The organism is Carboxylicivirga agarovorans (assembly GCF_050589845.1).
Lineage (GTDB): Bacteria > Bacteroidota > Bacteroidia > Bacteroidales > Marinilabiliaceae > Carboxylicivirga > Carboxylicivirga agarovorans.
In genome coordinates this window covers 87,741-111,341 of the sequence record NZ_JBNGPA010000017.1, presented here as the reverse complement: position 1 = coordinate 111,341, position 23,601 = coordinate 87,741, and the positions used below count along the sequence as shown (strand labels likewise).

At 36.3% G+C, this 23,601-nt stretch carries 23 protein-coding genes; 17 read left to right on the top strand and 6 right to left on the bottom strand.

Going from position 1 to position 23,601, the window contains the following annotated elements; translation table 11 throughout:
* Positions 1-16: 16 nt before the first annotated feature.
* Positions 17-949: a PhoH family protein gene (locus ACRD69_RS16260; RefSeq protein ID WP_430816171.1), complete on the bottom strand. Its 933-nt coding sequence runs from the start codon at positions 947-949 to the stop codon at positions 17-19.
* A 240-nt stretch (positions 950-1,189) separates the two neighbouring features.
* Positions 1,190-1,738: a helix-turn-helix domain-containing protein gene (locus tag ACRD69_RS16255; protein WP_430816170.1), complete on the bottom strand. Its 549-nt coding sequence runs from the start codon at positions 1,736-1,738 to the stop codon at positions 1,190-1,192.
* 375 nt (positions 1,739-2,113) lie between these two features.
* Between ACRD69_RS16255 and ACRD69_RS16250 the strand changes: the two genes are divergently transcribed.
* The 13 genes from ACRD69_RS16250 (at position 2,114) to ACRD69_RS16190 (ending at position 12,642) form a co-directional block, all read left to right on the top strand.
* Positions 2,114-2,656: a hypothetical protein gene (locus ACRD69_RS16250; protein WP_430816169.1), complete on the top strand. Its 543-nt coding sequence runs from the start codon at positions 2,114-2,116 to the stop codon at positions 2,654-2,656.
* 499 nt (positions 2,657-3,155) lie between these two features.
* Positions 3,156-5,192, top strand: coding sequence for a DNA-directed RNA polymerase (locus tag ACRD69_RS16245; protein WP_430816168.1), 2,037 nt, complete (start codon positions 3,156-3,158; stop codon positions 5,190-5,192).
* Between the two features lie 407 nt (positions 5,193-5,599).
* Positions 5,600-6,298 carry a hypothetical protein gene (locus ACRD69_RS16240; RefSeq protein ID WP_430816167.1) on the top strand — a complete coding sequence of 233 codons (699 nt, stop codon included), beginning with the start codon at positions 5,600-5,602 and terminating at the stop codon, positions 6,296-6,298.
* A 119-nt stretch (positions 6,299-6,417) separates the two neighbouring features.
* On the top strand, positions 6,418-6,675 hold the full coding sequence (locus tag ACRD69_RS16235; RefSeq protein WP_430816166.1) for a hypothetical protein: 258 nt from the start codon (positions 6,418-6,420) through the stop codon (positions 6,673-6,675).
* Positions 6,676-6,689: 14 nt separating this feature from the next.
* Positions 6,690-6,893 (top strand): hypothetical protein, encoded by a 204-nt coding sequence (locus tag ACRD69_RS16230; protein WP_430816165.1) that lies wholly within the window; start codon positions 6,690-6,692, stop codon positions 6,891-6,893.
* Between the two features lie 72 nt (positions 6,894-6,965).
* Positions 6,966-7,274, top strand: a complete 309-nt coding sequence (locus ACRD69_RS16225; protein WP_430816164.1) for a hypothetical protein — start codon at positions 6,966-6,968, stop codon at positions 7,272-7,274.
* Positions 7,271-7,468: a hypothetical protein gene (locus tag ACRD69_RS16220; RefSeq protein WP_430816163.1), complete on the top strand. Its 198-nt coding sequence runs from the start codon at positions 7,271-7,273 to the stop codon at positions 7,466-7,468. The genes ACRD69_RS16225 and ACRD69_RS16220 overlap by 4 nt, the downstream gene beginning before the upstream one ends.
* Before the next feature lie 458 nt (positions 7,469-7,926).
* Positions 7,927-8,199 (top strand): hypothetical protein, encoded by a 273-nt coding sequence (locus tag ACRD69_RS16215; RefSeq protein ID WP_430816162.1) that lies wholly within the window; start codon positions 7,927-7,929, stop codon positions 8,197-8,199.
* Between the two features lie 6 nt (positions 8,200-8,205).
* Complete coding sequence (locus tag ACRD69_RS16210) at positions 8,206-8,487, top strand: hypothetical protein (protein ID WP_430816161.1); 282 nt, start codon at positions 8,206-8,208, stop codon at positions 8,485-8,487.
* A gap of 165 nt (positions 8,488-8,652) precedes the next feature.
* Positions 8,653-9,420, top strand: coding sequence for a hypothetical protein (locus ACRD69_RS16205; protein WP_430816160.1), 768 nt, complete (start codon positions 8,653-8,655; stop codon positions 9,418-9,420).
* A 220-nt stretch (positions 9,421-9,640) separates the two neighbouring features.
* Positions 9,641-9,838 (top strand): helix-turn-helix domain-containing protein, encoded by a 198-nt coding sequence (locus tag ACRD69_RS16200; RefSeq protein ID WP_430816159.1) that lies wholly within the window; start codon positions 9,641-9,643, stop codon positions 9,836-9,838.
* A gap of 152 nt (positions 9,839-9,990) precedes the next feature.
* Positions 9,991-11,814 carry a P-loop NTPase fold protein gene (locus ACRD69_RS16195; RefSeq protein ID WP_430816158.1) on the top strand — a complete coding sequence of 608 codons (1,824 nt, stop codon included), beginning with the start codon at positions 9,991-9,993 and terminating at the stop codon, positions 11,812-11,814.
* Positions 11,815-11,859: 45 nt separating this feature from the next.
* On the top strand, positions 11,860-12,642 hold the full coding sequence (locus tag ACRD69_RS16190) for an ion transporter (RefSeq protein ID WP_430816157.1): 783 nt from the start codon (positions 11,860-11,862) through the stop codon (positions 12,640-12,642).
* 133 nt (positions 12,643-12,775) lie between these two features.
* Here the strand turns inward: ACRD69_RS16190 and ACRD69_RS16185 are convergent, their stop codons facing one another.
* Positions 12,776-14,470: a recombinase family protein gene (locus ACRD69_RS16185; RefSeq protein ID WP_430816156.1), complete on the bottom strand. Its 1,695-nt coding sequence runs from the start codon at positions 14,468-14,470 to the stop codon at positions 12,776-12,778.
* A 176-nt stretch (positions 14,471-14,646) separates the two neighbouring features.
* Here ACRD69_RS16185 and mazG point away from each other — a divergent pair, with 176 nt between their 5' ends.
* Entirely contained in the window at positions 14,647-15,432 is a 786-nt protein-coding gene (gene mazG, locus ACRD69_RS16180) for a nucleoside triphosphate pyrophosphohydrolase (RefSeq protein ID WP_430816155.1), read from the top strand.
* A 1,139-nt stretch (positions 15,433-16,571) separates the two neighbouring features.
* Here the strand turns inward: mazG and ACRD69_RS16175 are convergent.
* The gene (locus ACRD69_RS16175; protein WP_430816154.1) at positions 16,572-17,207 is read right to left on the bottom strand and encodes a MarC family protein; all 636 of its coding nucleotides are present in this window, start codon (positions 17,205-17,207) and stop codon (positions 16,572-16,574) included.
* Positions 17,208-17,391: 184 nt separating this feature from the next.
* On the opposite strand from ACRD69_RS16175, the gene ACRD69_RS16170 reads away from it, so the two are divergent.
* Positions 17,392-18,972 carry a sulfatase family protein gene (locus ACRD69_RS16170; protein WP_430816153.1) on the top strand — a complete coding sequence of 527 codons (1,581 nt, stop codon included), beginning with the start codon at positions 17,392-17,394 and terminating at the stop codon, positions 18,970-18,972.
* An 86-nt stretch (positions 18,973-19,058) separates the two neighbouring features.
* Positions 19,059-19,721, top strand: a complete 663-nt coding sequence (locus ACRD69_RS16165; RefSeq protein ID WP_430816152.1) for a Crp/Fnr family transcriptional regulator — start codon at positions 19,059-19,061, stop codon at positions 19,719-19,721.
* Positions 19,722-19,781: 60 nt separating this feature from the next.
* Here the strand turns inward: ACRD69_RS16165 and ACRD69_RS16160 are convergent, their stop codons facing one another.
* Both ACRD69_RS16160 and ACRD69_RS16155 read right to left on the bottom strand, forming a co-directional pair.
* Positions 19,782-21,143, bottom strand: coding sequence for an MFS transporter (locus tag ACRD69_RS16160; protein ID WP_430816151.1), 1,362 nt, complete (start codon positions 21,141-21,143; stop codon positions 19,782-19,784).
* Positions 21,144-21,197: 54 nt separating this feature from the next.
* On the bottom strand, positions 21,198-22,280 hold the full coding sequence (locus ACRD69_RS16155) for an NUDIX domain-containing protein (protein WP_430816150.1): 1,083 nt from the start codon (positions 22,278-22,280) through the stop codon (positions 21,198-21,200).
* A 130-nt stretch (positions 22,281-22,410) separates the two neighbouring features.
* Between ACRD69_RS16155 and ACRD69_RS16150 the strand changes: the two genes are divergently transcribed.
* Positions 22,411-23,523, top strand: coding sequence for a glycosyltransferase family 4 protein (locus tag ACRD69_RS16150; RefSeq protein WP_430816149.1), 1,113 nt, complete (start codon positions 22,411-22,413; stop codon positions 23,521-23,523).
* Positions 23,524-23,601: the final 78 nt, after the last annotated feature.

The following is a 23,601-nucleotide window of genomic DNA, read 5'->3' as shown; positions in this document are numbered from 1 at the left end:
TGTAAATTTTGTGTGCTTATTCTTTATCATATGCTTCAACAATGTCCTGAACCAATTTATGACGAACAATGTCTTTGACGTTAAAGTTCACACGCTCTATTCTTTTAATACCTTTTAATATTCGCATAGCTTGCACAAGGCCGGACTGCGAATGACTGGGTAAGTCAATCTGGGTAACATCGCCTGTGATAATAAACTTGGCATATTCACCCATCCTTGTCAAAAACATCTTCATTTGATTATTGGTGGTATTTTGTGCTTCGTCCAGTATGACACAGGCATTGTTCAATGTTCGTCCACGCATAAATGCCAGTGGAGCGATTTGTATGGTCCCATTCTCCATAAACTCCTTAAGCTTGGCCCCGGGAATCATATCCTGCAGTGCATCGTATAAAGGTTGCAGGTACGGATCGATTTTCTCTTTCATGTCACCGGGTAGAAAGCCCAGTTTTTCTCCTGCCTCAACAGCCGGACGACTAAGAATGATGCGTCGCACCTGGCGATTTTTAAGTGCTGCTACCGCCAAGGCAATGGCTACATAGGTTTTACCCGAACCGGCCGGGCCAACAGCAAATAACAGATCATTCTTCTTGAATCCCTTAACCAGCTTTTCCTGGTTTTTTGTGCGGGCTTTAATGGGCTTGCCACTTGTGCTGAAAAGTATCACATCACTATCACTGCTGGCATCGCTGATTTTGTCGCCACCAAGTATCTCGCTAAGCGATTTCTCTGTTAATACGTTGTAGTTGTGGTAATGAGTGAGCAGTAAATTTACCTTTTCTTCAAAATCAGCAACTTCTTCGGCATCGCCCATGGCTTTTAGCCAATTGCCTCGTGCAATGATATTTAATTTTGGGAATCGATTTTTAATTAGTTCCAGCTTGGCATTTTTAATGCCTAAAAACTCCACCAGATCAACCGATTCCAGGTAGATTAACTTTTCTATCATAAAGTGGTTTAAATCCTTAGATTAATACAAATTCAATACATGAATTTTTTGCTTTATTTTAAAAGCACTACAAATATAGAGCAAAAATTGAGAAGATAATAAGGAAATATATCATGAAAATATAGTTATTGAGGGCATGCTTTCTTCTGTACTGTTCGATTTTAGATATCATTAATGAAATATATTGGAGAAAGCTTGACTCATGCAAGATAATGCATTCAATGTTTGACTAGGTGAGGGTTATTTAATAGGCTTTGTAATGCCTGTTACTCTATAAAAAGCGTTTACTTTACTCTCACCAATTTTGAAAGATTTTCCTTCTAAAGTTTTAAATAAATATTCCTCTTCAGTCTCACCGATTAGAAACTCTTCAATTGTGCAAAATATAAGCTTATCCTTATCATTTTCTAATCGCATTACATAAGGTTTATTTAAAACAAGTCCTCTGGCTTCTTTGAGATATAATATATCATTTTTGCAATATACATCACCTTCATTCTTTGTCATTGTTATCATTAATGTATATGGGAATGGGAATTTTATTGCTGGACTTGAAGGGTTGTTTTCTGTAAATAGTAAGGTTTGAAGGTCTACTTTTAGTATTTCTGAAAGCTCTTCTAAAAAAGTCAACTTCCAATCACCATATGACAATTTGCGACTTAATATCGGTTGGGTAGTTCCCATTAGTGCAGCAATTTCTTTTAAGGTATAACCTTGTTGTTTAATTGCCATCCTTAATTTGTTTTCTATCCTATCAGCGTTAATTGACTTATTTGCAGCACTCTTCATGAATTTGAAGTATTAAATTAATGATATACAAATATACAAATGAATGTCATAATAAAAATAAATAGCAAAAAAAGCATATTAGTTTTTGGTAAAAGAAATAAATATGTCATATTTGCAATGTAAAAATGAATGAGATAAATGACATCACCCCAAACGGAGGGAGCAAGTGATTGTTGTTTCATTCATGGCAAAATAAATTATAAATAGAATCGGGTCGCAAAATTAAAAAGACCCAACACATACATATTATAGAATTATGAAACAGGTTTAGTATAAAATATCGCACTTCATACACTTAGCGAAAGAGGCCTGTTTCAATGTTTAACGAAACAGGCTTTCTTTTTATATGTATGTGAAAAATTAGGAGAGAAGATTATGATTAAAACAAATGAGGTGGCGACCAACGCAAAGTTGAAAGAATGCAAGTGTTGTGGTGAAACAAAGATTCTAAAAGAGTTTAATAAGGATGCTCGGAATTTAGATGGTTTTGAAGGTGTTTGTAAAGAGTGCAGGAGATTAAGGCGTGTAGAGAGAAAGTGTGAGTTAGAAAGAGAAAGGTTTAATAATCTGCCATTTGGCGATCAAGTAAATGAGTTCATGAACGATTGTGACTTTTCTAAACAGGAAGCGGAAGAAGTACTTTTAGGAAGTGGTGCACCGAAATTACTTGATGAACAAGCTCCGATAGAAAGAACAGTTTTTGAATGCTCATACTGCGGTAAGCTTTACAAGACAGAAAGAGGTGCTACTAATCATGGCAAGAAGTGTTTTAAAAATCCTGATGCTTGGGATCAGATTGATTTTATAAATGGGGTGTTTGTAATAGAGCGCATAAATAAAAGTGGTGACAGATGGATAGCACACTGGAGCACTGAAGATGGTTTTCTTTCTTTTGAAAAGATTAAACGAGCTTCTTAAGGATTAGAGGTTTAATAGACCATATTTAAAATAAAGAGAAATGATTTAAAACAATGGGCAATATAATAAGAGGCGTGAAATTCGCCATTCTTAGGCCTGTATATATAACTGTACAGGCCTTTTTTATGCCCAAAAAAATAGATTGGCTTGGATAAACTAAAATTAGGAAGGTTAATTAGCTACTGCTGAGAAATGTATAGATGCGATGTTTACAATTAATTAACCTGCTTTTCTCAAATTGTCTCAGTTCTGAGGAATAGATAATTGGAGTCCATTTTTGTATAGCCTGTTGTTGGATTGATAACCATCATTGGGGATCCCATTGTCATTGTTGAGCTGTTGAAGAGGTGGACTGTGAAGTGTAATGTGCAGATATGTAGGTGCATGTAGTGTGAATATATTGATTTTCGCACACTATATGATTTATAAAAAGGTACTAATAAGTATTTAATGAGAGTGTGATTGTGAATTATTAGAATATTAAAAATTTTATAAGATTATGGGATTAGGGAAACATAAAGAAATAAGAAATTTCAAGAGAATACAAAAGGAGCGAATTGAGGGTAATTTTGAAAAAATCCTCAAGGAGGAAATTAAGCAATTGAAAGTTGATATGCTCAAACAACTTACAAAGGCTGTATTTGATATAAAAGTTGTGCAGCGATTTTTCTCGCCACGTTATGATGCGTTATTTGTTAAGTCATTGGTCAAGGTGTATGAGTTGTTAGTTCATCTCTCCGAGAGTGAAGAGTTGACACTTCAAGTTGCATCAGACAAAGTGCTTCAATTAGTTGGATATAATGAAGAGCAAAGAGCTGGGAGAAGTGCCCAAAACGTTGGTATGAAATTAACTGCTGCGTTTATAGATAGTTGTTCTATGTTGTATTTGCGTGGTGTAAGTGTTGAAAATGTAGATAGTCAAGTATTGGTGAATAGATTTACGCTTGAAGCATTGAGTCAATTACCTGATAGTGTGAAAAGATTATCAACACAACCATTAAAAAACATGCCGAAGGAGAAAAGCTTGAAAACTTTGAAAATTAGTGGGAATAGGGCTCTTTTTCGTGCTAAAAAGCAACAGCACCATCATAAGGTGCTAGAAGCAGCGACTAGGCTTGAGCAAGTAGAATTTCAGCTTAATAATGAAGTTAAAATTTACTTAGCTGAAAAATGGTCTGATCTACAGCCAGAAAGGAAGGGTGAAGATATGGACAAATGGAAGGCAGTTAACAGGATAGTGAATAGGCTATCAATCTTGCCCGAAACCTTTTACCTGAAAACTTTTTACGATACTAGAGGGCGTATATATTATGATAGTTTTATCAATCCGCAGCAATCTGATGAAATAAAAGGTCTGCTTCAATATGCAAATGGTGTAAAACTGACTGATAGAGGACTTGATTGGTCATTTGCTTATATGTCATCATTATTTGGGAAGGATAAACTCCCCTTCGAATCTAGGGTAAATGAAGGTAAAAAACTATTACATGCTGATTGGTTGCAGGCTGCAGAACCTTATCAGTTTTTAGGATTCAGGTCTGAAGTGATAAGGGCAATTGAGAATCCGAACCACCTCTTTAAAGGTCGTATTCATATTGACGCCTGTGCTAGTGGTACGCAATTTCTTAGTGCGCTAGCTGGAGATACAGAGGGGTGTTTGTTGTCAAATGTACTTCCATCATACGATGCAGAGGGGCATCTTATCAGAAAGGATATTTATCAATACTTGGCTGAGAGGGTAAAGAACTGGTTGGAGGCTGAACTTCTCAGGGGTGTGCCTGTTGGAAGTCTAAATGATGAAGATATACTGTATATAAATCATGCGGTTGATGCTCTTGCTAATCATGGTCGAAAAATGGGCAAAGAGGTGATTATGACAGGAAATTATGGTGCTTCTAAAGGGAGTATACAGAGAAATATTATTAACATTATTAATGATATTATACCTGATTTTTCTGAATTAGATGAGTTTGATTTATCCTTTACAGATGAAATGAAAGCAGACCTGGACTCTTTTGTTTCAGTGGCCATTGTTGATGAATCAGAAGGATTGCTCAAGGGTGCAACAGCTTTAAAGAAGTACCTTAGGCATGTTTTAGGAGACCAAGTTACAGAGTGGCAGACACCTGATGGTTTTCAAGCTGTGAATGGAGGTAAGTCTTCAAATACTCACAGGTGTTATTTAACTGTTGGTGGTGAAAGATATACTGCTCAGTATCGAATTTGGGACAATGATAGAAGCAATCATGATAGAAGTAAGACTAAAAGGGGTATTGTTCCAAATTTTATACATAGTCTGGATGCTGCCTTGTTAAGGATGACAGTGAATAAGTGTGATTTCGACATGACTGTTATTCATGATTCATATGGATGTCACCCAAATAATGTTGATGAAATGTTGCTAGCAACCAAGCAGGCATTTATTGAGATAATTGAATATGACCCAATTAAGCAGTTGACAGGTTCAAGTTTTAGTCTAATTGATAAAGATTTTAGTCTTGAAAAATTGACTGATTCAATATGGTTTTTCAGTTAAAAAATAGATAATTGTAATGTGCAGGTAGACAGCTGGTAAGGGTTTGTATTTATTGCTTTTTACACACTGTATGATGAGGAAAAACATAGGTTATTATTAAAATAGCTGCGTTGCAGCTCTGGTTCTAGGCTGGATCTGGCTTGTTACCAGTTCCAGTCACATACTCAAAATGAGTATTCCTGCAGAGCGTTCTGTAGGACTTTTTTACTAACCAGATGAGTGGTTAGTGTTAAATCCTTTTATGGGGTTGCTGTAAGTGATGAGATGGCAGCCCTGAAGACTTCATTACATTTCAATATATAAATTATCATCTCAGAGGGTGTGGGTTTTTAAATCTACACCCTTGTTTGTAATGGTATGAAGTACAGCAGTATATGTAGTTTTAGTATTAATTTAAATATAGTTTTATGAATTTCTTTAAGAAAAACAAGGTTGAGGAGACCAAAGCAGAAGTTAGACCACATGTTGTGGAATCTAAATCATTAGAACTGAATGCAGAACAGTCTGCAAGGTTAACTAAATTGTTAGAAATTAATCTTTTAACGAGAGAGATTGAAAAATCAATTTTTAAGGGGTTTAAGGTTGGTTTTGACTATGCAGTTCAAGAGAATTTTATCAGTGTTTATGGTGAGCAAATTATTGTCAATGCAATCGGTCGTAAATGGTTAAAAGAAGGGTTGTCAATAGACCAAAAGGCATTTATAAGAAAGTTGTTTAGTACTGGTTATAATAACTTGAGAACAAATACCAGATTTTTAACTGTCAATTCAAATCTGTTAGCAGAAAATTGGTGGCCGTTGGTTAGAAAGCTGGGTGTGCGGTTAACGAGTATGGAGCAATTCAACATCATATTGTCAAGAATGAGTGTGATGGAGTTTATAACTATTGAGCAACCACATGAAAAAGATCACTTTGATAGGCCTACAGTGTTTATTAAGGTGTCTGAAAAAGGGCTAAGGTGGTTAGCAAATAACCTTCCACAAAATGAGCGTTACACACTGCCTGAGCCATATAATTTATCAGACAAAGAAAAGGCTCGGATAGCAGAGAGTAAAGCTAAAGTGATGACAAGGCAACAAGGTATTGATTTAAAAGAGTTTAGGTAGATGAGGATTGTTGACAATCAGGAGTTTAGGAGAGTTATGGTAGCTTACTTTATTCTATTGATAATAGAGGTTGGAATTGTAATCAACCTATTTAATTCATAATAATAAAAACAAACAATATGACAGGAAGAAAATTTGACACTACGACAGAGGCTGGAAAAAACGAAATGAGCATTTACTTCGAGAAGTTGGAAGACAGGATTAAAAGGAAGGAGCTTTTCAACATCAAAGGATGCCAAATTTCAGCTAGATCACTGGAAGAAGCTGAAAATATCTGGAAAGATATACCATCCAGCTTTCGTGCAATGGCACAAAGAAGCGGAAATGAGGAAATTAAGTGTGAGAGTATCGGAGGACACGTAAGGGTAAATGATTAAATAAATACAGGAATATGAACAAAGTAATTTTAAAAGAAGCAGTATGTCAAGGAGTTGCAGCTTTAAGGGTTGATGCATCAAATGCAAACATTATTAAGTTAATTGTCGGTTGTACAGTTGATGTAGAAATATTTATGGAAGAGAATGTAAAATATTTGAAGCCAGAGCTGGTAAATGATGATTACTTTATCATTAAAGCGTTAGAGATTTCAAACTAAAGGTGTGTTAATAAATCTTATCGGGATGGCAGGTGTAACAACCTGCCTTTTTCGTTATAAAAAGTTTTGGGTATGAAGGTCAATATGAGTGATATGAATTTGATTGACAGCATGATAAAAGAGCTGGAAATGATTAAGGAGGTTGACAAGGAGCGTGAAGGGGTGAAGGTTCTAAAAAGGATAAGGAAACTGGACAAGGATGCTAGGATGAGTAATAAGGACAGGGCTAGCAAGTTTAAAAGAAGGTTAAAGGCCGTTAGTGAGTCAATGGCAAGTGATCCGGCACCAGAACGATGGCAAGCTTTACCACACTGCAGGCCTTATAAAATGATGGGAGGTAAACGATATAAGAGAATTTCAACACTAAGAAAAATAGCATGATAAGCAATAAGAACAAACAAGCAATAAGCAAAGCACTAGCCAACATTGATGGCAATAAGATCGATAAAGCAGATATAAGCAAATCAAGATTCAGCGCATTGAAAAAACATGGGATAGCTATTGAGAATGATGGTGTAATTACCATAGACAGACCAAGAGCAAGGAAATTATTAAATGATTGGCCAGTGAGTTAAATATGGGTGGTATGTTTCTAAAAAGATGGCAAGAAACTACAGAACATAGCAACCTGAACTGCTTAACCATGGCAACCAGAGAACAAAACAGGTTGAATAAAATAAACTGATGGATACTAACACATCATACTTTATCCAGAAGAGAAGCCTGAGAAACTAACCTGAGTATTAATGGAACTATAATCAGTAACATGGTAACCAGGCACACCTTCAAATTAGTTACATATGATTGAATAGTTATTGATGGTTGTTAACTCAGGTTCGATGGTTTGCCTTAGGTGATGGGTGTGTTTGATGGGAGGCGGGGCATGTTTTTGAGGCATAAAGATCTGATCAACCAGACACACCAGTCTTGTAATGTCACAGGGCAGTTCTTTAGGTTTGGGAATTAGGTAAAATGTTAAGGAAACCCAAGTGTTATAATGTGTATAGGGTGGTTTTTGTATAAAAAATAAGAAATGGTATATAGAAAAATAGATCGTAAAAAATTAGAGGAAAACCTTGGTAGACAGGGGTTTTTGGATGAAAAGCAAATAGTTGTAGAGCTGTTGAGAAAGTTGTTTTTTCTTGATGATTTGGCGTATTTCTACACTAAAAGCATTAAAAATGATGGTGTAATGATGAAAAGTACAAGAGGGCAGAAGGCAAACCCAGCAGTTCAAGCCCTAGAAAAGTGTTGTAAGGAGATAACTTCAATATTGGTTGAGTTAGCCAATTTAACAAATGATTAAAAGCTTATGAAGAGGTTTAAAAAAAAGAAAGGGAGTGCAGGTAAAAAATGCACAAATGAAGCACATTATTACAATGTCAGAGATTCTGTTACAAGTGTCAGTGGTGTCGAGGTTTATCGATGTAATTGCGCTGATAATTACCATGGGGTAAAAGTCAATGACTTGAGAGCAGGTGCAGTGCGCAACCATAAGAAAGACCTTGAGGAGGCCTTTGAAAAGGAGTTGGAGTTCATTGAGCAGGATGTTAATTATACGAATGAATGGTTTAGTGATGGATTCTGTTTGTGATTAAGCCGTTTGTATAATCTATATGAAGGTAGGTTTATTGTATTTGAATAGATTTTAATCTTGGTTTTTCGGTATGTTAATCAAATATTGCAAGTTTTTATTGGTGTGTATCAGTTTCAAATCTATATATTTGATTGTAAGTTAAATTTACAATAAATAAAGGCTATGATAAATACTAGATTGTACATAGGATTGGTTTTTATGATTCTTATTTCAAATAGTTCTTATGGGCAGGAAGAAATCTACAAAGAGAAAATTGATAGTATTCAAAATTTGATAGATTCTCACAAATCTTCTATTGATCTTTTAGTGGCAAAAAAAGATGAAGTAGCTGCAAACCTTAATGCTTATATGATTGAGAAAGCTAAAGGGGATGTTTTGATTTGTACGATTGGTACTCGTGTCTATAGGGAGTCTAATTGCATTGGTGATTATTATTGTTCAATAAATAATGGAGATAGGGCAATTGTTATAGAGATTGTAAATGAAAGGATCGTTCATGTAAAGTTTAGGGATCATCAAGGGTATGTCCTAAGGGCTGGTTTTATTACGATTGATGAGTATATAGAAAAGGAAGTCAATAAGGCTAAGATTCAAGAGTTGAAAAGGGAGCAAGAAAAGCAAGCGTTAGAGGCAAGGAAGAAAAGGGAAGAAGAGAAAGCTATTGCAGAAGCAAAAAGAAGAGAGAAACAAAGGCAGGCATTGGAGCAAAGAAAAAAAGATATTGTTGCGAAATATGGATTGATAAATGGGGAAAAGGTGCTAGATGGATATGTATGGATTGGTATGACCAAAGAAATGCTCATTGATAGTAAAGGGAACCCTGATGATATTAATAGAAGTGTTGGAAGTTGGGGTGTTCATGAGCAATGGGTATATCATTCAATTTACGTCTATCTTGAGGATGGTGTTGTAACATCTTATCAAGACTAATTACGATTATTTAAACTATTAAATCGGGATTCTAGGAGGGCTGAAAGGCTCTCTTTTTTTGCTTATAAAGATTGTTGGTTTTAATTATTAATGTTAACATTATGCTCAGATGGTGAGGTTGTTAGGTTGAATACAAATAATTAGGCAAAGTTTGTATAAGATTGAAAATTACCTCACGAAGAAGTGAATTTTTATCTGTAATTATTAAAAAAAGTTTAACATGGATTCAAAAAAACAGAATCTTTTTAATACAAAAGATCCGCTATTGACGATTGCTGAAGCTACAGATTATTTGAGAGTATCTAGGGCAACAATTTACAATATGCACAGTGAAGGACGCCTAAAGATGGTTGGTGTAGGAGGTAAAAGGTTTATAAGGTTATCAGAACTTGAAAAGCAAATTGTTGAACTTAGGTAATACGATGGTTTTTATTATATCGGGAATATTAGAAGGGTGGGCTTATGGCTCACTTTTTTTAGGTCAGTACTTTGTGAGGTGTTGATCATTTTCTTTTCTAGATAAATAATTATTAAATACTTTTATGATAAAGTAATTAAAACTGTAGTTGTATGGATAAGTACATTAAAATGGTTGAGGAGTATATTAGCATTAAAACCAATTATGCAATAATCTTAAGTGGCTCATATGGCGTAGGTAAAACCCATTTTTTTGAAAAACATATTACTCATTTGGTTGAGCAGATGCCCGTTTCTGAAGGCAATGCGATGTATAAGCCTATCCATGTTTCTTTATTTGGATTGAAGGATATTGAGGAGTTACAAACACAAATACTTTATAGGCAGTTTGAGAGTCAGGATAGGAATGTAAGTGCCTTGATGGGGGTTGGAAGGGCAGTTGTTAAAAAGGTTATTGGAGATGATGTATGTAGGGATTTAGAGGGGGTAGCTGGGGGATTAATTGACTTTTCAAAGATTGTGTTGTGTATTGATGATATTGATCGGAAAGATGAGGTGTTTCAATATTCAACCTTGTTTGGTTATATAAATATGTTAGTTGAAAAGTATGGCACTAAGGTATTATTGATTGCAGATGAAAATAAATTACTTGAATATCCAAAATATAAAGAGGAATTAAAGGAAAAAGTAGTGGGTGTAACAATAAAGTATAAGCCAGATATACAGGAAGCATTTAATTCTATAATTGATGAAAGAACCGAAGGATACTATAGAAAGTATTTGTACAATGAAAAAAAGTTGATACTAAAAGTTATTGAAGGAAGGGGAAGCAACTTGAGACACCTCGTATTTTTTGTAGAATGGTTTAAGAGGATTTACGAAAGGTTTGTTGTGTCAATGTTAGAAGATAATAATCAATATGAACTAAAAGATGAAGTTGTCTTGAGTGTTTTTTATTTTTCCTTAGTTGTTTGCGTGGAGTTTAAAAGTGGTGATCTTAATGCTAAGAATTATGACAAAATAAGAGATGCAGCCAAGGAGCCTAAATTAATTTGGGCTCCAGCTGCTAAAGTAAATAGAACTGAAGAACAGAAGGAAGCTAATGAGTATCGTGAAAAATTCATGAATGCATACTATACGAGTGCTGAGTATTTATTTTTTGATTCAATATTCAATAATATAATTGGTGAAGATGCATTAAATATTAAGAAGTTAAAGAAAGAAGTTAGTGGGTATTTTCCTGTAGGTAAAGAGTATAGCGATCTAGAGTTGTTATTTAAAGACTTAGATTATATGGATTGTTTAAACTTATCATTGAAGGAGTTCAGGCTTAAGGTAACAAAAATGCTAGGTTATATTGATAGAGGGGAACTGGACTTGATAGATTATTTTAAGGCTTTTAAATTAATAACTAACTTCAATAATATTTATGGATTTGATTTGAAAAAGTTGGTTAAGCGAATAAAGCGAGGAATAAAAGTAGGTGCGAATAATTACAGCTATGAGTCAAATCTTCATGTAAATTTTAGATATAGTAGTTATGCTGCATTTCAACCTGAGTTGCAGGAGATTATTCGATTTTGTCTTGAGTTTAACAAGGAACTTAAAGAAATTGAGCAAAGAGAAAAAAGTGAAATGTTGTTTACGATATTGAAGAGAGATGTTGTGAATTTCAAAAGATTAATGGAGGAGGATGATGATAATTTCTTTTCAAATAATCCTTTTCTAAATCACTTTACAGCGTATCAAATATATCAAGTAATAAATAAGATGAATAATGAAGATGTTATTGTATTTCGTCAGTTTATCACAGGCCGTTTTACTTATACGGAAATTCGAAAATCTGAAAGAGAAGTGTTACAAGAATTGAAACATCTTATAAATAAACCAAAGCGTAGAAAGGTAAAGAATATTCGAAATTTTGTACTTGATGAACTGGTAATTGAGTTAACAAATTTCATAGATACAGTGGACTAAAATATGTAGTGAGATTAGCTTTAGAAATAATCAAACCAAATACTAGTGAGAAAATTAATATATAAACTCATTGATAAGAACGATGGAAGTAGGTTGAGCACAATTTTTGACTATGTAATAATGACTTTAATTGTGCTTAGTGTAGTGTCAATTATATTGGAATCAATTGAAAGTATTAAGGTCTCATATGGTGGCTATTTAAAGGCTTTTAATATCTTCTCAATAACCATATTTTCAATTGAATATTTACTAAGAATTATTGCTTCAGGAAAAACGCACCCTGCAAATAATAAATTCAAATCTGCTCTAAAGTTTATCTTCTCAACTTATGGAATTATTGACTTGTTGGCTATCCTTCCGTTTTTCCTTCCAATGTTGATTAAGTTAGATTTGAGATTTCTCAGAGCTTTAAGGTTGACAAGGATTTTAAGGATATTAAAACTTAATCGATATAATAGTTCTATGAACCTGATTTGGTTAGTAATTAAAGAGAAGAGGCCAGAGTTAACTGTGACTGGTTTTATAAGCTTTTTGATTTTACTTATATCATCCTTTCTCATGTATTATATTGAGGGCAAAGAACAGCCCGAAGCCTTCCCAAATATTTTAGCGTCCTTCTGGTGGGCGGTTGCAACATTAACCACTGTTGGTTATGGTGATGTATACCCTGTGACTGCAATGGGGCGTGTTTTAGCTGGTTTAATAGCTATTCTGGGTATTGGTATAATAGCTCTTCCAACAGGTATTATAAGTAGCGGATTTTTAACCAAAGTTGAGAGGCTTAAGAGTTCAAATAAATGTCCACATTGTGGAGGTGAGTTGGAATGATGGACGCTGTTTAGCAGGTGGCTAAAAAAAAAACAGCTGTTAGTCAGGATTTTAACAGCTGCGTTTTGAAGCATTGGAGGTTGATAAATAATGTTTTATTCTTGCGTTTTGAGCCGGTTAGAGTATGTTGATATCACGATTCAAAAGGTTTATAGATTAACTTCTTTTTTGCTTGTTTGATATCAGTTGCGGGTGGGACTCTTAACCACTTAAAAGGCTTTAATATACCTCCAAATAGTAAGTTGTTTGTAAAGTTATTCATCCTTATTTCGAGGTCTTTAGGGGTTGATAGAATAAGGAGTTTAGGAAGTTTTAATTTTGTACCTGTTGGAGATTCTAAGACATACCACCAACCGCGAGAGCAGATATAAACAGCAACCTCATAGAGTCTAGCTTTAATAGCTACCCTATAAACAGCAGATCTTTTATCAGCTTTAACTTCATTCACAAAAGTGTTATATATTTCACCACCTTTTTGCATAGCTTCAACAGTTACAGAGATAATATTGTGTTGACAATATTCGGCAAAAGTTTGCATGGAGGTGTGAAATGATTCTTTGACCTTTTGTGGATTCATATAAACTTCAAATGCTTTGTGAAGATCGTTTATTTGTTCATTAATACGGTCTATTGCATTTGATGCCCTTTGTTTTGCTCCTTTAGTTTGGTTACTGTCTCTTTCGTAATCAGTTTGAGTATAATCTTCATCAATTGCAAATAATTTTCTATAACCTTTAAGTTCTTTTTCTGCCTTTTCAAGCTCCTTTTCAGCTTTTGTTCTTTCTTCTGTTAGTTCTGCTTGCTTCAGATGGAGCTCTTCAATTTTAGAGCCTAAAAAATCACTATCAATACCATATGTAAGTGCGAGGTCTATGATTAAATTATTAACCATGTTAAAATTGACATTTAAATGCCCTGCCTTATAGTGGCCATTGTTGCAACGATATATTGAAAAATCTCCTCTTCCATGAGCTCCTGCTGCAGTTCCGCCACACACTGAGCATCTGATTTTATTTTGCAATGGGTGCAGGTGTTTTTGACCTTTAAATATCTCATTTGAGTGTTTTTTGCCTGTCTGACACCTATCGAATAATTCCTTTGTGATAATAGCAGGGACTTCAAATTCTCCAACGGTGTTTCTGTAGAGCCCATGGTAGGTTTTATTTGATAGAATCTGCTTAATTGATGCTGTCTGCCAATTGCCACCCCTTTGTGTAGGTATGTTGTTTTTAATGAGGTGTCTTACAACAGTATAATATTTGTTAGTTTCTGCAAACTTTTCAAATATCATTCTTACACCTTTGGCCTGTTCTTCATCTATTACAAGAACTTTGTTTTTCATTATATACCCATATGGAGGTCGTCCAATTCGAATACCCTTTTTTGTAGTTGTTGAAACAGATTCGTTAACTCGGTTAATTAATGTTCTTCTTTCGCTTTCTCCAAATGTGGAAAGCATACCTGTCATTAATTGAGCCTGCATTGTCATTTTGCCTGCATCGTCAAGTATATACAGGTTAAATGTTGATATGTAAATGTTAACTCCTTTTTCTTCCCAATATTCAATTATTTGTAGGGCTTCTGTTTGTCTTCTTGATAGCCTGTTAAGCTCGGAAATGATTATTAGTTTAACGTCATTGTCAAGCACATAATCATGCATCTCGTTGTAAACAGGTCTTTTTTTAGTGCGCTTTGATCCAGATACAGTTTCAGAAAAGATTTGTGTAACTTCGTGACCATTAGTAGTAGCCCACCGCATTAGGTGTTCTTCTTGTCTATCTGTGCTTTGGTCTTCTGTTGATACTCGCTGAAATATTACTGCTTTCATAATAAGAGGTTTAATTATGTAGCAAATTTGTATAAAAGTTTAATTTTGTATTGTGCAAAGTAACAATATTTTTTGCATTTGTAAGCTGACAAAAGTGGTATTCATTGACCTCTGAATTGAAAAAAATCCTATTTATTATGAAAGAGGTCGGTATTAAAATAAACGAAGTGTAGATTATGAGTCAAAACCAGCATGCAGCAACCCTGACTGTTTTTAAAGAGTTATTGGAAATAATGGATGAACTGAGGGCTAAATGTCCGTGGGATAAAAAACAAACCAATGAATCGTTAAGAACTTTAACCATTGAAGAGACCTATGAACTGGCCGATGCCATTATTAAAAATGACGCGTCACTGATAAAAAAGGAATTGGGTGATCTGTTGTTACACATTGTGTTTTACGCCAAAATAGGTTCTGAACAATGTGACTTTACAATGGCCGATGTTATTCAGTCATTAAATGAGAAGTTGATTTACCGCCACCCGCATATTTTTTCTGATGTTGAAGCCAATGATGCAAAAACTGTGGAAGAGAACTGGGAGAAATTGAAGCTCAAGGAAAAAGGCGGAAATAAATCAGTGCTTGAAGGGGTGCCTTTATCTTTACCAGCCATGGTTAAGGCTAACCGTATTCAGGATAAAGCACGCGGGGTAGGTTTTGACTGGGAGCACAAAGAGCAGGTTTGGGACAAGGTTAGAGAAGAACTGGATGAATTAAAGGCTGAAATTGAAGCTCACGATGAAGATAAGATGGAGGCCGAATTCGGAGATTTGTTATTTTCAGTTATCAATGCTGCCCGCTTGTATGGTGTTAACCCTGAAAATGCACTGGAGCGTACCAATCGTAAGTTTATTAAACGATTCAACTACTTAGAAGAGAAAACCCTAAAGGTTGGAAAAGATCTAAAGCAGATGAGCCTGGCTGAAATGGATGAAATATGGGAAGAAGCGAAAAAACTGTAGTTTTTGACGAATGACCATTTTAATACTCTCTTATTGAACAGAATGTGAAGGGTTAATTGTCTGAATCAATATGATGTTGAAACGTGCATATCATTAACATTCAGTATATCTGTGCATTAGGAGGGTTGTTTTCTTTATGTTAGTTAAGTTGTGTCTTGGTTTAATTGAAATTATATCTATTAGAAAATTTCAGGGCGAAGATTAATCAATAGTATTAAGTCGTTCGTCACGAAAAAACGACCATTCGTCAATATTGAATAACATATAGTGGTTTGCTGAGGTAAATACAAATGAATTCACAATTCATTAAACACTCAATGAAACCGGAACGGACGGTTTCGAAACACCCAACACTATTCAACATCCTTTACCTCTGCAGTACAAATTCTAACCCGAAATTACTGCAGAGGTTTTTTTGTTTTCGATCGGGACATACATTTCCGCCTGTCATCACAGACTTGCTTTTGCATCAAAGACATTTTTCAGTGAGTCTATACACGAACTTCATTCATATTTTATTCAATTTTAATCGAACAAACATTGAACGAACATCGAACGAACATTGAACGAACATTGAACGAACATTGAACGAACATTGAACGAACATTGAACGAACATTGAGGAAACTTTGGTTGATTTTGTCCAATCCTAGAATTACTATACAGATTATTAATAGTGAACAGGAATAACGTTACACCATTGAAAGGTCGTCCTAAATTAACTATACAGTTTTGATATACAATACTGAAATAGCTACGCTGACAAAGTACCAATTATTGATCATACCTTATGGGATTGGGATAATTGCATTTGTTTAAGATGATACTACTAAATAACCAGCCATTTTTTTGATTAAGTTGGTATATAATGATATTGCGGCTGTCATGTAGCTCACACATTTTAGCAAATGTGCCTGTTTTTTTGTATTTCGAATTAGATACGTTTGTCACTGAAATCTGTACGTTTATCAAAAACGAGCAACGATTAGGCCTAGAAAGTGTATACTTGAGTGATTTCAAAAATTAAACACCGTAACCAAAAAGTTGGTTACACCCCCAACACTATTCAACATCCTTTTACCTCTGTAGCCAATCTAACCCTAGAGAAACTGCGGAGGTTTTTTATGTTCGTACCTATGTTTATTGATGTAGAATATCGACCAAAACAGGTTTCAGACCGCTAAAGAAAAACTCAACAGCAATGACCATTACGATCAGCCCCATTAAGCGCATCAGAACATTGTTACCAGTTTCTCCAAGTGCCTTAATAATTTTGCTTGAACTTAAAAGTATAAAGTAAGTAAGAAGAACAACCAGCGACAGGGCAGCAACTAAAATCAACGCTCCGGCCAGTCCACCCGCATCTTCCATAAGAACAATAGCATTGGTAATAGCACCTGGTCCGGCAATCATGGGAATTGCCATAGGCGTGATAGAAATGTCATTCACATATTTTTTGACCTCCGAATCTTTCAGCTTGACCTTTGTTAAACGAGCCTGTAGCATGTCCATGCCCATGATGAAAAAGATAACACCACCAACAATTCTAAAGCTGTTTACTGAAATCCCGAAAAACTTAAATAGCAACTGACCGGACAGGGCAAAGGAAACAATGATCAAAAAACCTACGATACTTGCTTTTTTAGCAGTTTGTGCCCGGTTTTTAGCAGTCAGATCGGCACTCATGGTCATGAAAATAGGCATTACCCCAAGTGGATTAATAAGCGTGAAGAATGAGGTGAATGCTAAAATACCAAAGGTAATCAGTTCGTTCATTGTTTTTGTTGCAAAAGTAGGATACTATTTGACATTGTTCAGGTCTTTGATGCCTGATTTTTGTCAATGAAAGAGAGGGAATCATGTTCTGTTTTGTATGGTCATGTTCTTTTAGCATAGCCTGCTTGATTTTCTTCCCCATCATTGATTATATTAGTCTTTGAACCTGAAAAACTGTACAATCATGCTTCAACAACCCCTTGTTTTTATTGTGTTAATAGTTCTGTTGTCCGCTTGCTCATTTGTTGAAAACAAAGAGCCCGATCGTCCCAATATCATTTTTATTATGAGTGATGATCATGCTTACCAGGCCATAAGTGCTTATGGTTACGGTTTAAACCATACACCTAATATTGATCGTATAGCAAGCGAAGGTGCTATTTTTAACAGAGCCTATGTCAGTAATTCGATCTGTGCTCCCAGTCGGGCAGTCATGCTGACAGGCAAGCATAGCTTTATTAACGGAAAAGTGGACAATATGCAGCCCTTTGATTGGAAACAGGATAACTTTGCCAAACAATTGCAGCAAGCCGGTTATCAAACAGCAATGGTGGGTAAGATTCATTTACATGGTTTACCACAGGGCTTTGATTATTCCAATGTATTACCAGGGCAAGGGCATTATTATAATCCTGATTTTATTGAGAATGGTAATAAGAAACGCTATGAGGGCTATTGCACAACTATAACCACAGAGATTGCCATGGACTGGCTAAAGAATAAGCGCGAGAAAGATAAGCCGTTTTTATTGCTCTACCACCAGAAAGCGCCGCATCGTTCATGGATGCCAGAAAAAAAGTATTTTAAACTATTTGATGAAAAGGAATTTACGCCTCCCGGTAACTTTTTTGATGATTATAAGGGGCGTAAAGCAGCCTTGGTGCACGAAATGGGCATATATGAACATATGGATATGGCTTACGACCTTAAGATGCTTGATGAGGAAGGAGAGTTGGGTGGCAATTTAAGACAAAACGCTGAATGGGTGATGAGTCGTATGGATTCTGTTCAAAGAGCTGATTGGGACGCCTACTATAATCCGATAATCGAGGATTTTAAAAAGCGTAAAATGATGGAAAAGGAATTGGCTGTTTGGAAATATAACCGGTATATCAAAGATTACCTGCGTTGCATTCAGTCGGTTGATGATGGGGTTGGTGAGGTGCTGGACTATCTTGAACAAACAGGTCTGGATGAAAATACAATTGTTGTTTATACCTCCGATCAGGGATTCTATTTGGGTGAACATGGCTGGTTTGATAAGCGTTTTATGTATGAAGAATCGTATCGAACACCATTGCTGATAAAATATCCCAATGGGATCGATGCCGGAAGTAAGGTCGATAAGCTGGTTCAGAACATTGATTTTGCACCAACCTTTCTTGATTATGCAGGAGTTGATATACCTAATGATATTCAGGGTGTATCATTGAAGCCCCTCTTAGCCGGAAATACAGAAAACTGGCGTGATGCACTTTATTATACCTACTACGAATACCCGGCGGAGCACAATGTTAAGCGCCATTATGGTGTGAGTACCGAGCGTTACAAGTTAATTCATTTTTACTACGACATTGATGAGTGGGAATTGTATGATTTACAAAATGACCCATCGGAAATGAATAACCTATATGGTAATGAAGAATATGAAGCGGTGCAGCAAATGATGCACCGAAGGTTGGAAGAACTAAGAGTGCAATATGGTGATAGCGATGCTTTAAATGAGCAACATCTAACAAGGTACCTTGAGAAAGTTAAGAACTAAAGTGGTAATTTTTTAAGCTGGTATTTGTTGTTTGTTAAAAGAAATTTGTATGTTGCCACGAATGAATTTTTTTTAAAGAAGCAAACATGCCGTTAAGCAGTATACTTAAACATATTCAGGCCGATGAGCAATTGTGGAATCAGGCCATTGATCAATGCTCTTCATTTAAAGGTGGAGAGATCGTATATGAGCAGGATACTAATATGAAACATGCCTACTTTGTAAAGAGTGGTTTGTTAAAAATATATCGTGTTGGCTCAAAAGGTGAGCAGCAAATTGTAAGGCTGGTGAAAGAGGGTGATTTATTTGGTTTTCATTCCTTACTGGGCGATGAGCCTGAGGTGACAGCCTGTGAGTGTTTGACTGATAGTGAAGTGTGCCGGATTCCGGGCGACGCTTTTAAGCGATCCATTAGTGCCAATAAAGAATTGGCCGATCTGTTGATCAAAAAGACCTGTGATGAGCTGAAAAATTCGTATAACTCACTGGTTGAGCTATCGCAACGTACCGTTCGTGGACGCCTGGCTAACCTCTTGCTGAAACTGCAGGATCTGTTCAAGACATCGTCTGATGAGGCTATCCCACTGGTTATCTCGCGATTGGATATGGCGCGCTGGATTGGGACTTCAAAAGAATCGGTAAGCAGGCTGATCACTGAATTTAAAAACGACGGAGTGATACGTTTTGACCGTCGCGAGCTGATCATCACCAATAAAGAAAAACTGGAACGAATTATTATGCTGTCGTAACAGAATAGATAAAGAGATTAATAAAAAGGCCGGTAAACTAAGTTACCGGCCTTTTCTTCGCTATTTTTTATTGAGTGGTAACTCAACACCAAAGTGTTTTTTCTTGTCTTCGTATTTAAGCAGTAAGGCAAATATCAGCCCCAATAAACTAACTGCCGCAAACATTAATATGGTCGCAGTGTAATCGGACACTTCAGGATTGCCAGGGTTAGTAGCATCCAGGATGATTCCGGCAATAATCGGGAATCCCCAAAGTCCTAAATTCTGGATTGAATACATCAGGCCATAAGCTGTTCCAATTTGACTTTCATCAACCAGCCTCACCATACTGGGCCACATGGCAGCCGGAACCAGTGAAAAGGCAATGCCTAATAATATGATAGGAGCCTGTGGTGGAAAATAGGTAAGGGCAAATATCAAATGAACAGCTAAAAGTGTGGTTGCACCAAATATCATAGCTGTGGCACTTCTTCCTTTGCGATCAATTAACCAACCAAAGAAGGGCGTAAAGAATAACGTTCCCAATGGCAATAAAGATGTTAGTTTACCACTTTCAGACAGTGTTAAATCAAACTTGTCAGCGAAAAAGTCAGGAGCAAAGGCCAGAAATGGGAAAACAGCTGAATAAAAAGTAACACAAAGCAAGGCTATGTATAAATATGCCCTGTTACTTAATAATCCGGTTATATCGCTAAATGAGAATGCTTTTGTCTGGCTTGCTTTACCCGATACTATTCCTAATTGCTTATCAAGCTTTGCATCTAATAGCATGTACACCATAAAAGCAAGTAAGCCTGTACAAACTAAGATAGCAGCCAGCCATATTGCACCCGTCAGGTTGGCTCCATCTTTGGCAACGGCAGGCGACAGGTTTAATGCAGCAAAGGTTCCTAAACGACCAAATCCAACTTTTAAGCCAAAAGCCAGGGCCAGATCTTTACCTTTAAACCACTTTACCAATATTTTACTAACAACAACAATACTTGTTTCTGCACCCAGGCCAAAAAAGAAGCGACCAATAAGCATCATCTTTAATTCGGGAGAATAGTTTGGTAAAAATGAGGCCATCAAACTATAACCAATGCCACCAGCTCCATAATAATCAGATGCTCCATAGGCAGTTAGTAATGCTCCGATAGCCATAAAAAACACAAACATGAAACCAGTTTTACGTATGCCCAGTTTGTCAAGGATAACACCTCCGATAACTGCCATTAGCAAGAAGGTGTTGGGAACTGAATAGAAAGATACAAATAAGCCGTAATCACTATTGGTAAAGTCAAACTCAGCTCTTAACAGATCCTTTAATGTTGAAAAGGCATCATAGAAGTAATAATTAACAGATAGTACAAATCCTACTAATAAGAGGATTCCCCAACGCATGGCGGGAGATTCGTTCAGTGCTTTTTTAATTGTATTCATGTAGTGATATGATATAGTTTTAGTTGGCCAAAATAAGCAATTAATGACTGGGCCTTAATTATTTTTGTGGGCTTTCTGATTTAAATGATGCTCAAAGCTCTTAAATTCATGTTCGAAGTTCGGCGTAAAGATGCCTTTCCCCATGTTTTCTTTAATCTCATCAAAGGGCCAAAACCGCACTTCATCTACTTCTGTTGTATCAAATTTAAAGGGCCCCTTGTGTTGGGTGATGAAACAAAATACCATTTCCTTTTCAACATCGCTGGTCCATATGTATTGCCCAATGGCACTTGCTTTGAAATTTATCAGGCCTATTTCTTCCGATGTTTCCCTTTGCAACGATAACTCAATGCTTTCGCCGGCAGTAACATGACCGCCCACAGCTGTATCCCATTTGCCAGGCTGGATCAACTTGTGCTCAGGGCGTTTTTGCAATAAAACATGTCCGTTGTTGATAACATGCAGATGCACCACAGGATGCAAAAGAAACGATTTTTGATGCACAACAGACCTGGGGGCCGAACCTAGTATCTGGCCTTTTTCATCCACCAATGGCAGCCATTCTTCATCTTTATAGTGCTTGTTTTGCCTTTTTTTACGGAGCCATTCATAGGCCAGGAATACGCCCATTGCAACAAATAAACCTGCACTTCCCATAAAGCTCCATATGGCTTTGTTCTCAAGAAAAGAAGATGCGATGGTAAGCAGTGAATAGATCAATAGCAGCCAGAATATCCGTTTCATGCTTTGTTGCATCATCCATAATTGATAGGGGTTCATCTGCGTGTCCTTCATGTATCGCTGCGTCATTTGTAACATGAGGTTATGTTTCGAAAAGGCTGAAAAACCAATGAGTCCGGTCATTATAAGGCTGATGATGCCTGGCTTTAGCTTGAAAAACAAATCGTTGTCAAGTAGTATGGATACGGCACCGAGCGCAATAATGAGTCCAACGTCAAACAAGATAAACCGCTCTGCTTTTTGTTCCCTCATATAGCCAATTATCAGTTCAATAACACCAATAAATATGGCAACGACCAAGCCGTAAATGGTTCCCCATATTTCATCTACAACAATAAATACAAGAATGGGTAAAAAGCCTGGAAGTAAGTTTTTTACAATTTGCGCTCTGTTCATCATTTATACTTTAGATTGCGAATATAACAAATGATAACCTAAAGCATAAGATGAACGTATAGTTGGAATATTACCCATTGCGTCATCCTTTTTATTACTTTTGTGGTCTATTATCGCTGAAACATTATATATGAACGGTTACATAATACAGTTATTAGTGCCTTTTGCGTCCTTTTTGTCATTTATGATGGTGTTTTTAACAATCCCTACTATCCTGAGGGTCGCTCACTCGAAAAACCTTTTTGACGAACCGAACAAACGTAGTGTTCACCGCATGCGTATTCCTACGCTTGGAGGCCTGGCCATATTTGTTGGCTTTCTGTTTACCTATTCATTATTTGTTGATTGGTTTAAGTTTATTGAGATTCCATTTTTAATACCTGCCCTGCTTATTATTTTTGGCATTGGTATTAAAGACGATATACTGGTAACAGCGCCAATGGTTAAGCTGGGAGGGCAGTTGGTGGCAGTGATGATTGTAGTGGGGCTTGGAGGATTACAAATTACCGATTTTCATGGTTTCTTTGGATTGCAGCCGGACCCGTTTTGGGGTACGGTGTTAACCATTGTCGGAATGGTCTTTATCATTAATGGATTCAACCTTATTGATGGAATTGACGGACTGGCAGCAATTACAGGTATTATAACGATGTTATCCTTTTCTGTCTGGTATTACATCAATGATGAGTTCCATATTCCAACGCTTGCGGCAGCGCTGGTTGGAGGCCTGCTGGCCTTCGCCTACTATAATATTTTTTCAAGGCGACAGAAGATCTTTATGGGAGATACCGGTTCATTGATCCTGGGCTTTTTAGTAGCCGTGGTAGCCGTTCACTTTAGTGAATTTAATAAACCGGATAATCAGGTTAATTTAATTCATACAATGAATAGTGCACCAGCGGTTGCAATGGCTATTCTGATCGTACCAATAGTAGATACCTTGCGTGTATTCATGTTACGGGTTGCACAAGGTAATTCACCTTTTATGGCGGATAAAAACCATATTCACCATCGTATGCTGGCACTTGGTTTTTCGCACTTGCAGATCAGTTTAATAATCGGTGCCATTAATATTGGTTTTATTATTCTGGCTTTTTCCCTTCGTAACTGGGGAATGCTTCGTTTGAGTATTTTGGTTTTAAGCCTCGGCTTCGTAGTGGCTTACATCCCTTCGATAGTGCTTTTCTACAAGCGTCGTCACTTTATCAGACGATTACGGAATATCAAAAAAAGCAGGTCGTAGAGACCTGCTAACTTATGATTTTTTGAGAGCAGCATCTTTTGATTTGAAAGATGCAGGTGCTTTTGACTAATAAATTTG

What these genes read in the sequence shown, in the direction of transcription:
- ACRD69_RS16150 (WP_430816149.1), top strand. Translation starts at nt 22,411, where the DNA reads ATGAACGGTTACATAATACAGTTATTAGTGCCTTTTGCGTCCTTTTTG.
- ACRD69_RS16160 (WP_430816151.1), bottom strand. Translation starts at nt 21,143, where the DNA reads ATGAATACAATTAAAAAAGCACTGAACGAATCTCCCGCCATGCGTTGG.
- ACRD69_RS16200 (WP_430816159.1), top strand. Translation starts at nt 9,641, where the DNA reads ATGGATTCAAAAAAACAGAATCTTTTTAATACAAAAGATCCGCTATTG.
- ACRD69_RS16250 (WP_430816169.1), top strand. Translation starts at nt 2,114, where the DNA reads ATGATTAAAACAAATGAGGTGGCGACCAACGCAAAGTTGAAAGAATGC.
- ACRD69_RS16260 (WP_430816171.1), bottom strand. Translation starts at nt 949, where the DNA reads ATGATAGAAAAGTTAATCTACCTGGAATCGGTTGATCTGGTGGAGTTT.
- ACRD69_RS16255 (WP_430816170.1), bottom strand. Translation starts at nt 1,738, where the DNA reads ATGAAGAGTGCTGCAAATAAGTCAATTAACGCTGATAGGATAGAAAAC.
- mazG (WP_430816155.1), top strand. Translation starts at nt 14,647, where the DNA reads ATGAGTCAAAACCAGCATGCAGCAACCCTGACTGTTTTTAAAGAGTTA.
- ACRD69_RS16245 (WP_430816168.1), top strand. Translation starts at nt 3,156, where the DNA reads ATGGGATTAGGGAAACATAAAGAAATAAGAAATTTCAAGAGAATACAA.
- ACRD69_RS16220 (WP_430816163.1), top strand. Translation starts at nt 7,271, where the DNA reads ATGATAAGCAATAAGAACAAACAAGCAATAAGCAAAGCACTAGCCAAC.
- ACRD69_RS16215 (WP_430816162.1), top strand. Translation starts at nt 7,927, where the DNA reads ATGGTATATAGAAAAATAGATCGTAAAAAATTAGAGGAAAACCTTGGT.
- ACRD69_RS16210 (WP_430816161.1), top strand. Translation starts at nt 8,206, where the DNA reads ATGAAGAGGTTTAAAAAAAAGAAAGGGAGTGCAGGTAAAAAATGCACA.
- ACRD69_RS16195 (WP_430816158.1), top strand. Translation starts at nt 9,991, where the DNA reads ATGGATAAGTACATTAAAATGGTTGAGGAGTATATTAGCATTAAAACC.
- ACRD69_RS16225 (WP_430816164.1), top strand. Translation starts at nt 6,966, where the DNA reads ATGAAGGTCAATATGAGTGATATGAATTTGATTGACAGCATGATAAAA.
- ACRD69_RS16155 (WP_430816150.1), bottom strand. Translation starts at nt 22,280, where the DNA reads ATGAACAGAGCGCAAATTGTAAAAAACTTACTTCCAGGCTTTTTACCC.
- ACRD69_RS16235 (WP_430816166.1), top strand. Translation starts at nt 6,418, where the DNA reads ATGACAGGAAGAAAATTTGACACTACGACAGAGGCTGGAAAAAACGAA.
- ACRD69_RS16170 (WP_430816153.1), top strand. Translation starts at nt 17,392, where the DNA reads ATGCTTCAACAACCCCTTGTTTTTATTGTGTTAATAGTTCTGTTGTCC.
- ACRD69_RS16240 (WP_430816167.1), top strand. Translation starts at nt 5,600, where the DNA reads ATGAATTTCTTTAAGAAAAACAAGGTTGAGGAGACCAAAGCAGAAGTT.
- ACRD69_RS16175 (WP_430816154.1), bottom strand. Translation starts at nt 17,207, where the DNA reads ATGAACGAACTGATTACCTTTGGTATTTTAGCATTCACCTCATTCTTC.
- ACRD69_RS16165 (WP_430816152.1), top strand. Translation starts at nt 19,059, where the DNA reads ATGCCGTTAAGCAGTATACTTAAACATATTCAGGCCGATGAGCAATTG.
- ACRD69_RS16230 (WP_430816165.1), top strand. Translation starts at nt 6,690, where the DNA reads ATGAACAAAGTAATTTTAAAAGAAGCAGTATGTCAAGGAGTTGCAGCT.
- ACRD69_RS16205 (WP_430816160.1), top strand. Translation starts at nt 8,653, where the DNA reads ATGATAAATACTAGATTGTACATAGGATTGGTTTTTATGATTCTTATT.
- ACRD69_RS16185 (WP_430816156.1), bottom strand. Translation starts at nt 14,470, where the DNA reads ATGAAAGCAGTAATATTTCAGCGAGTATCAACAGAAGACCAAAGCACA.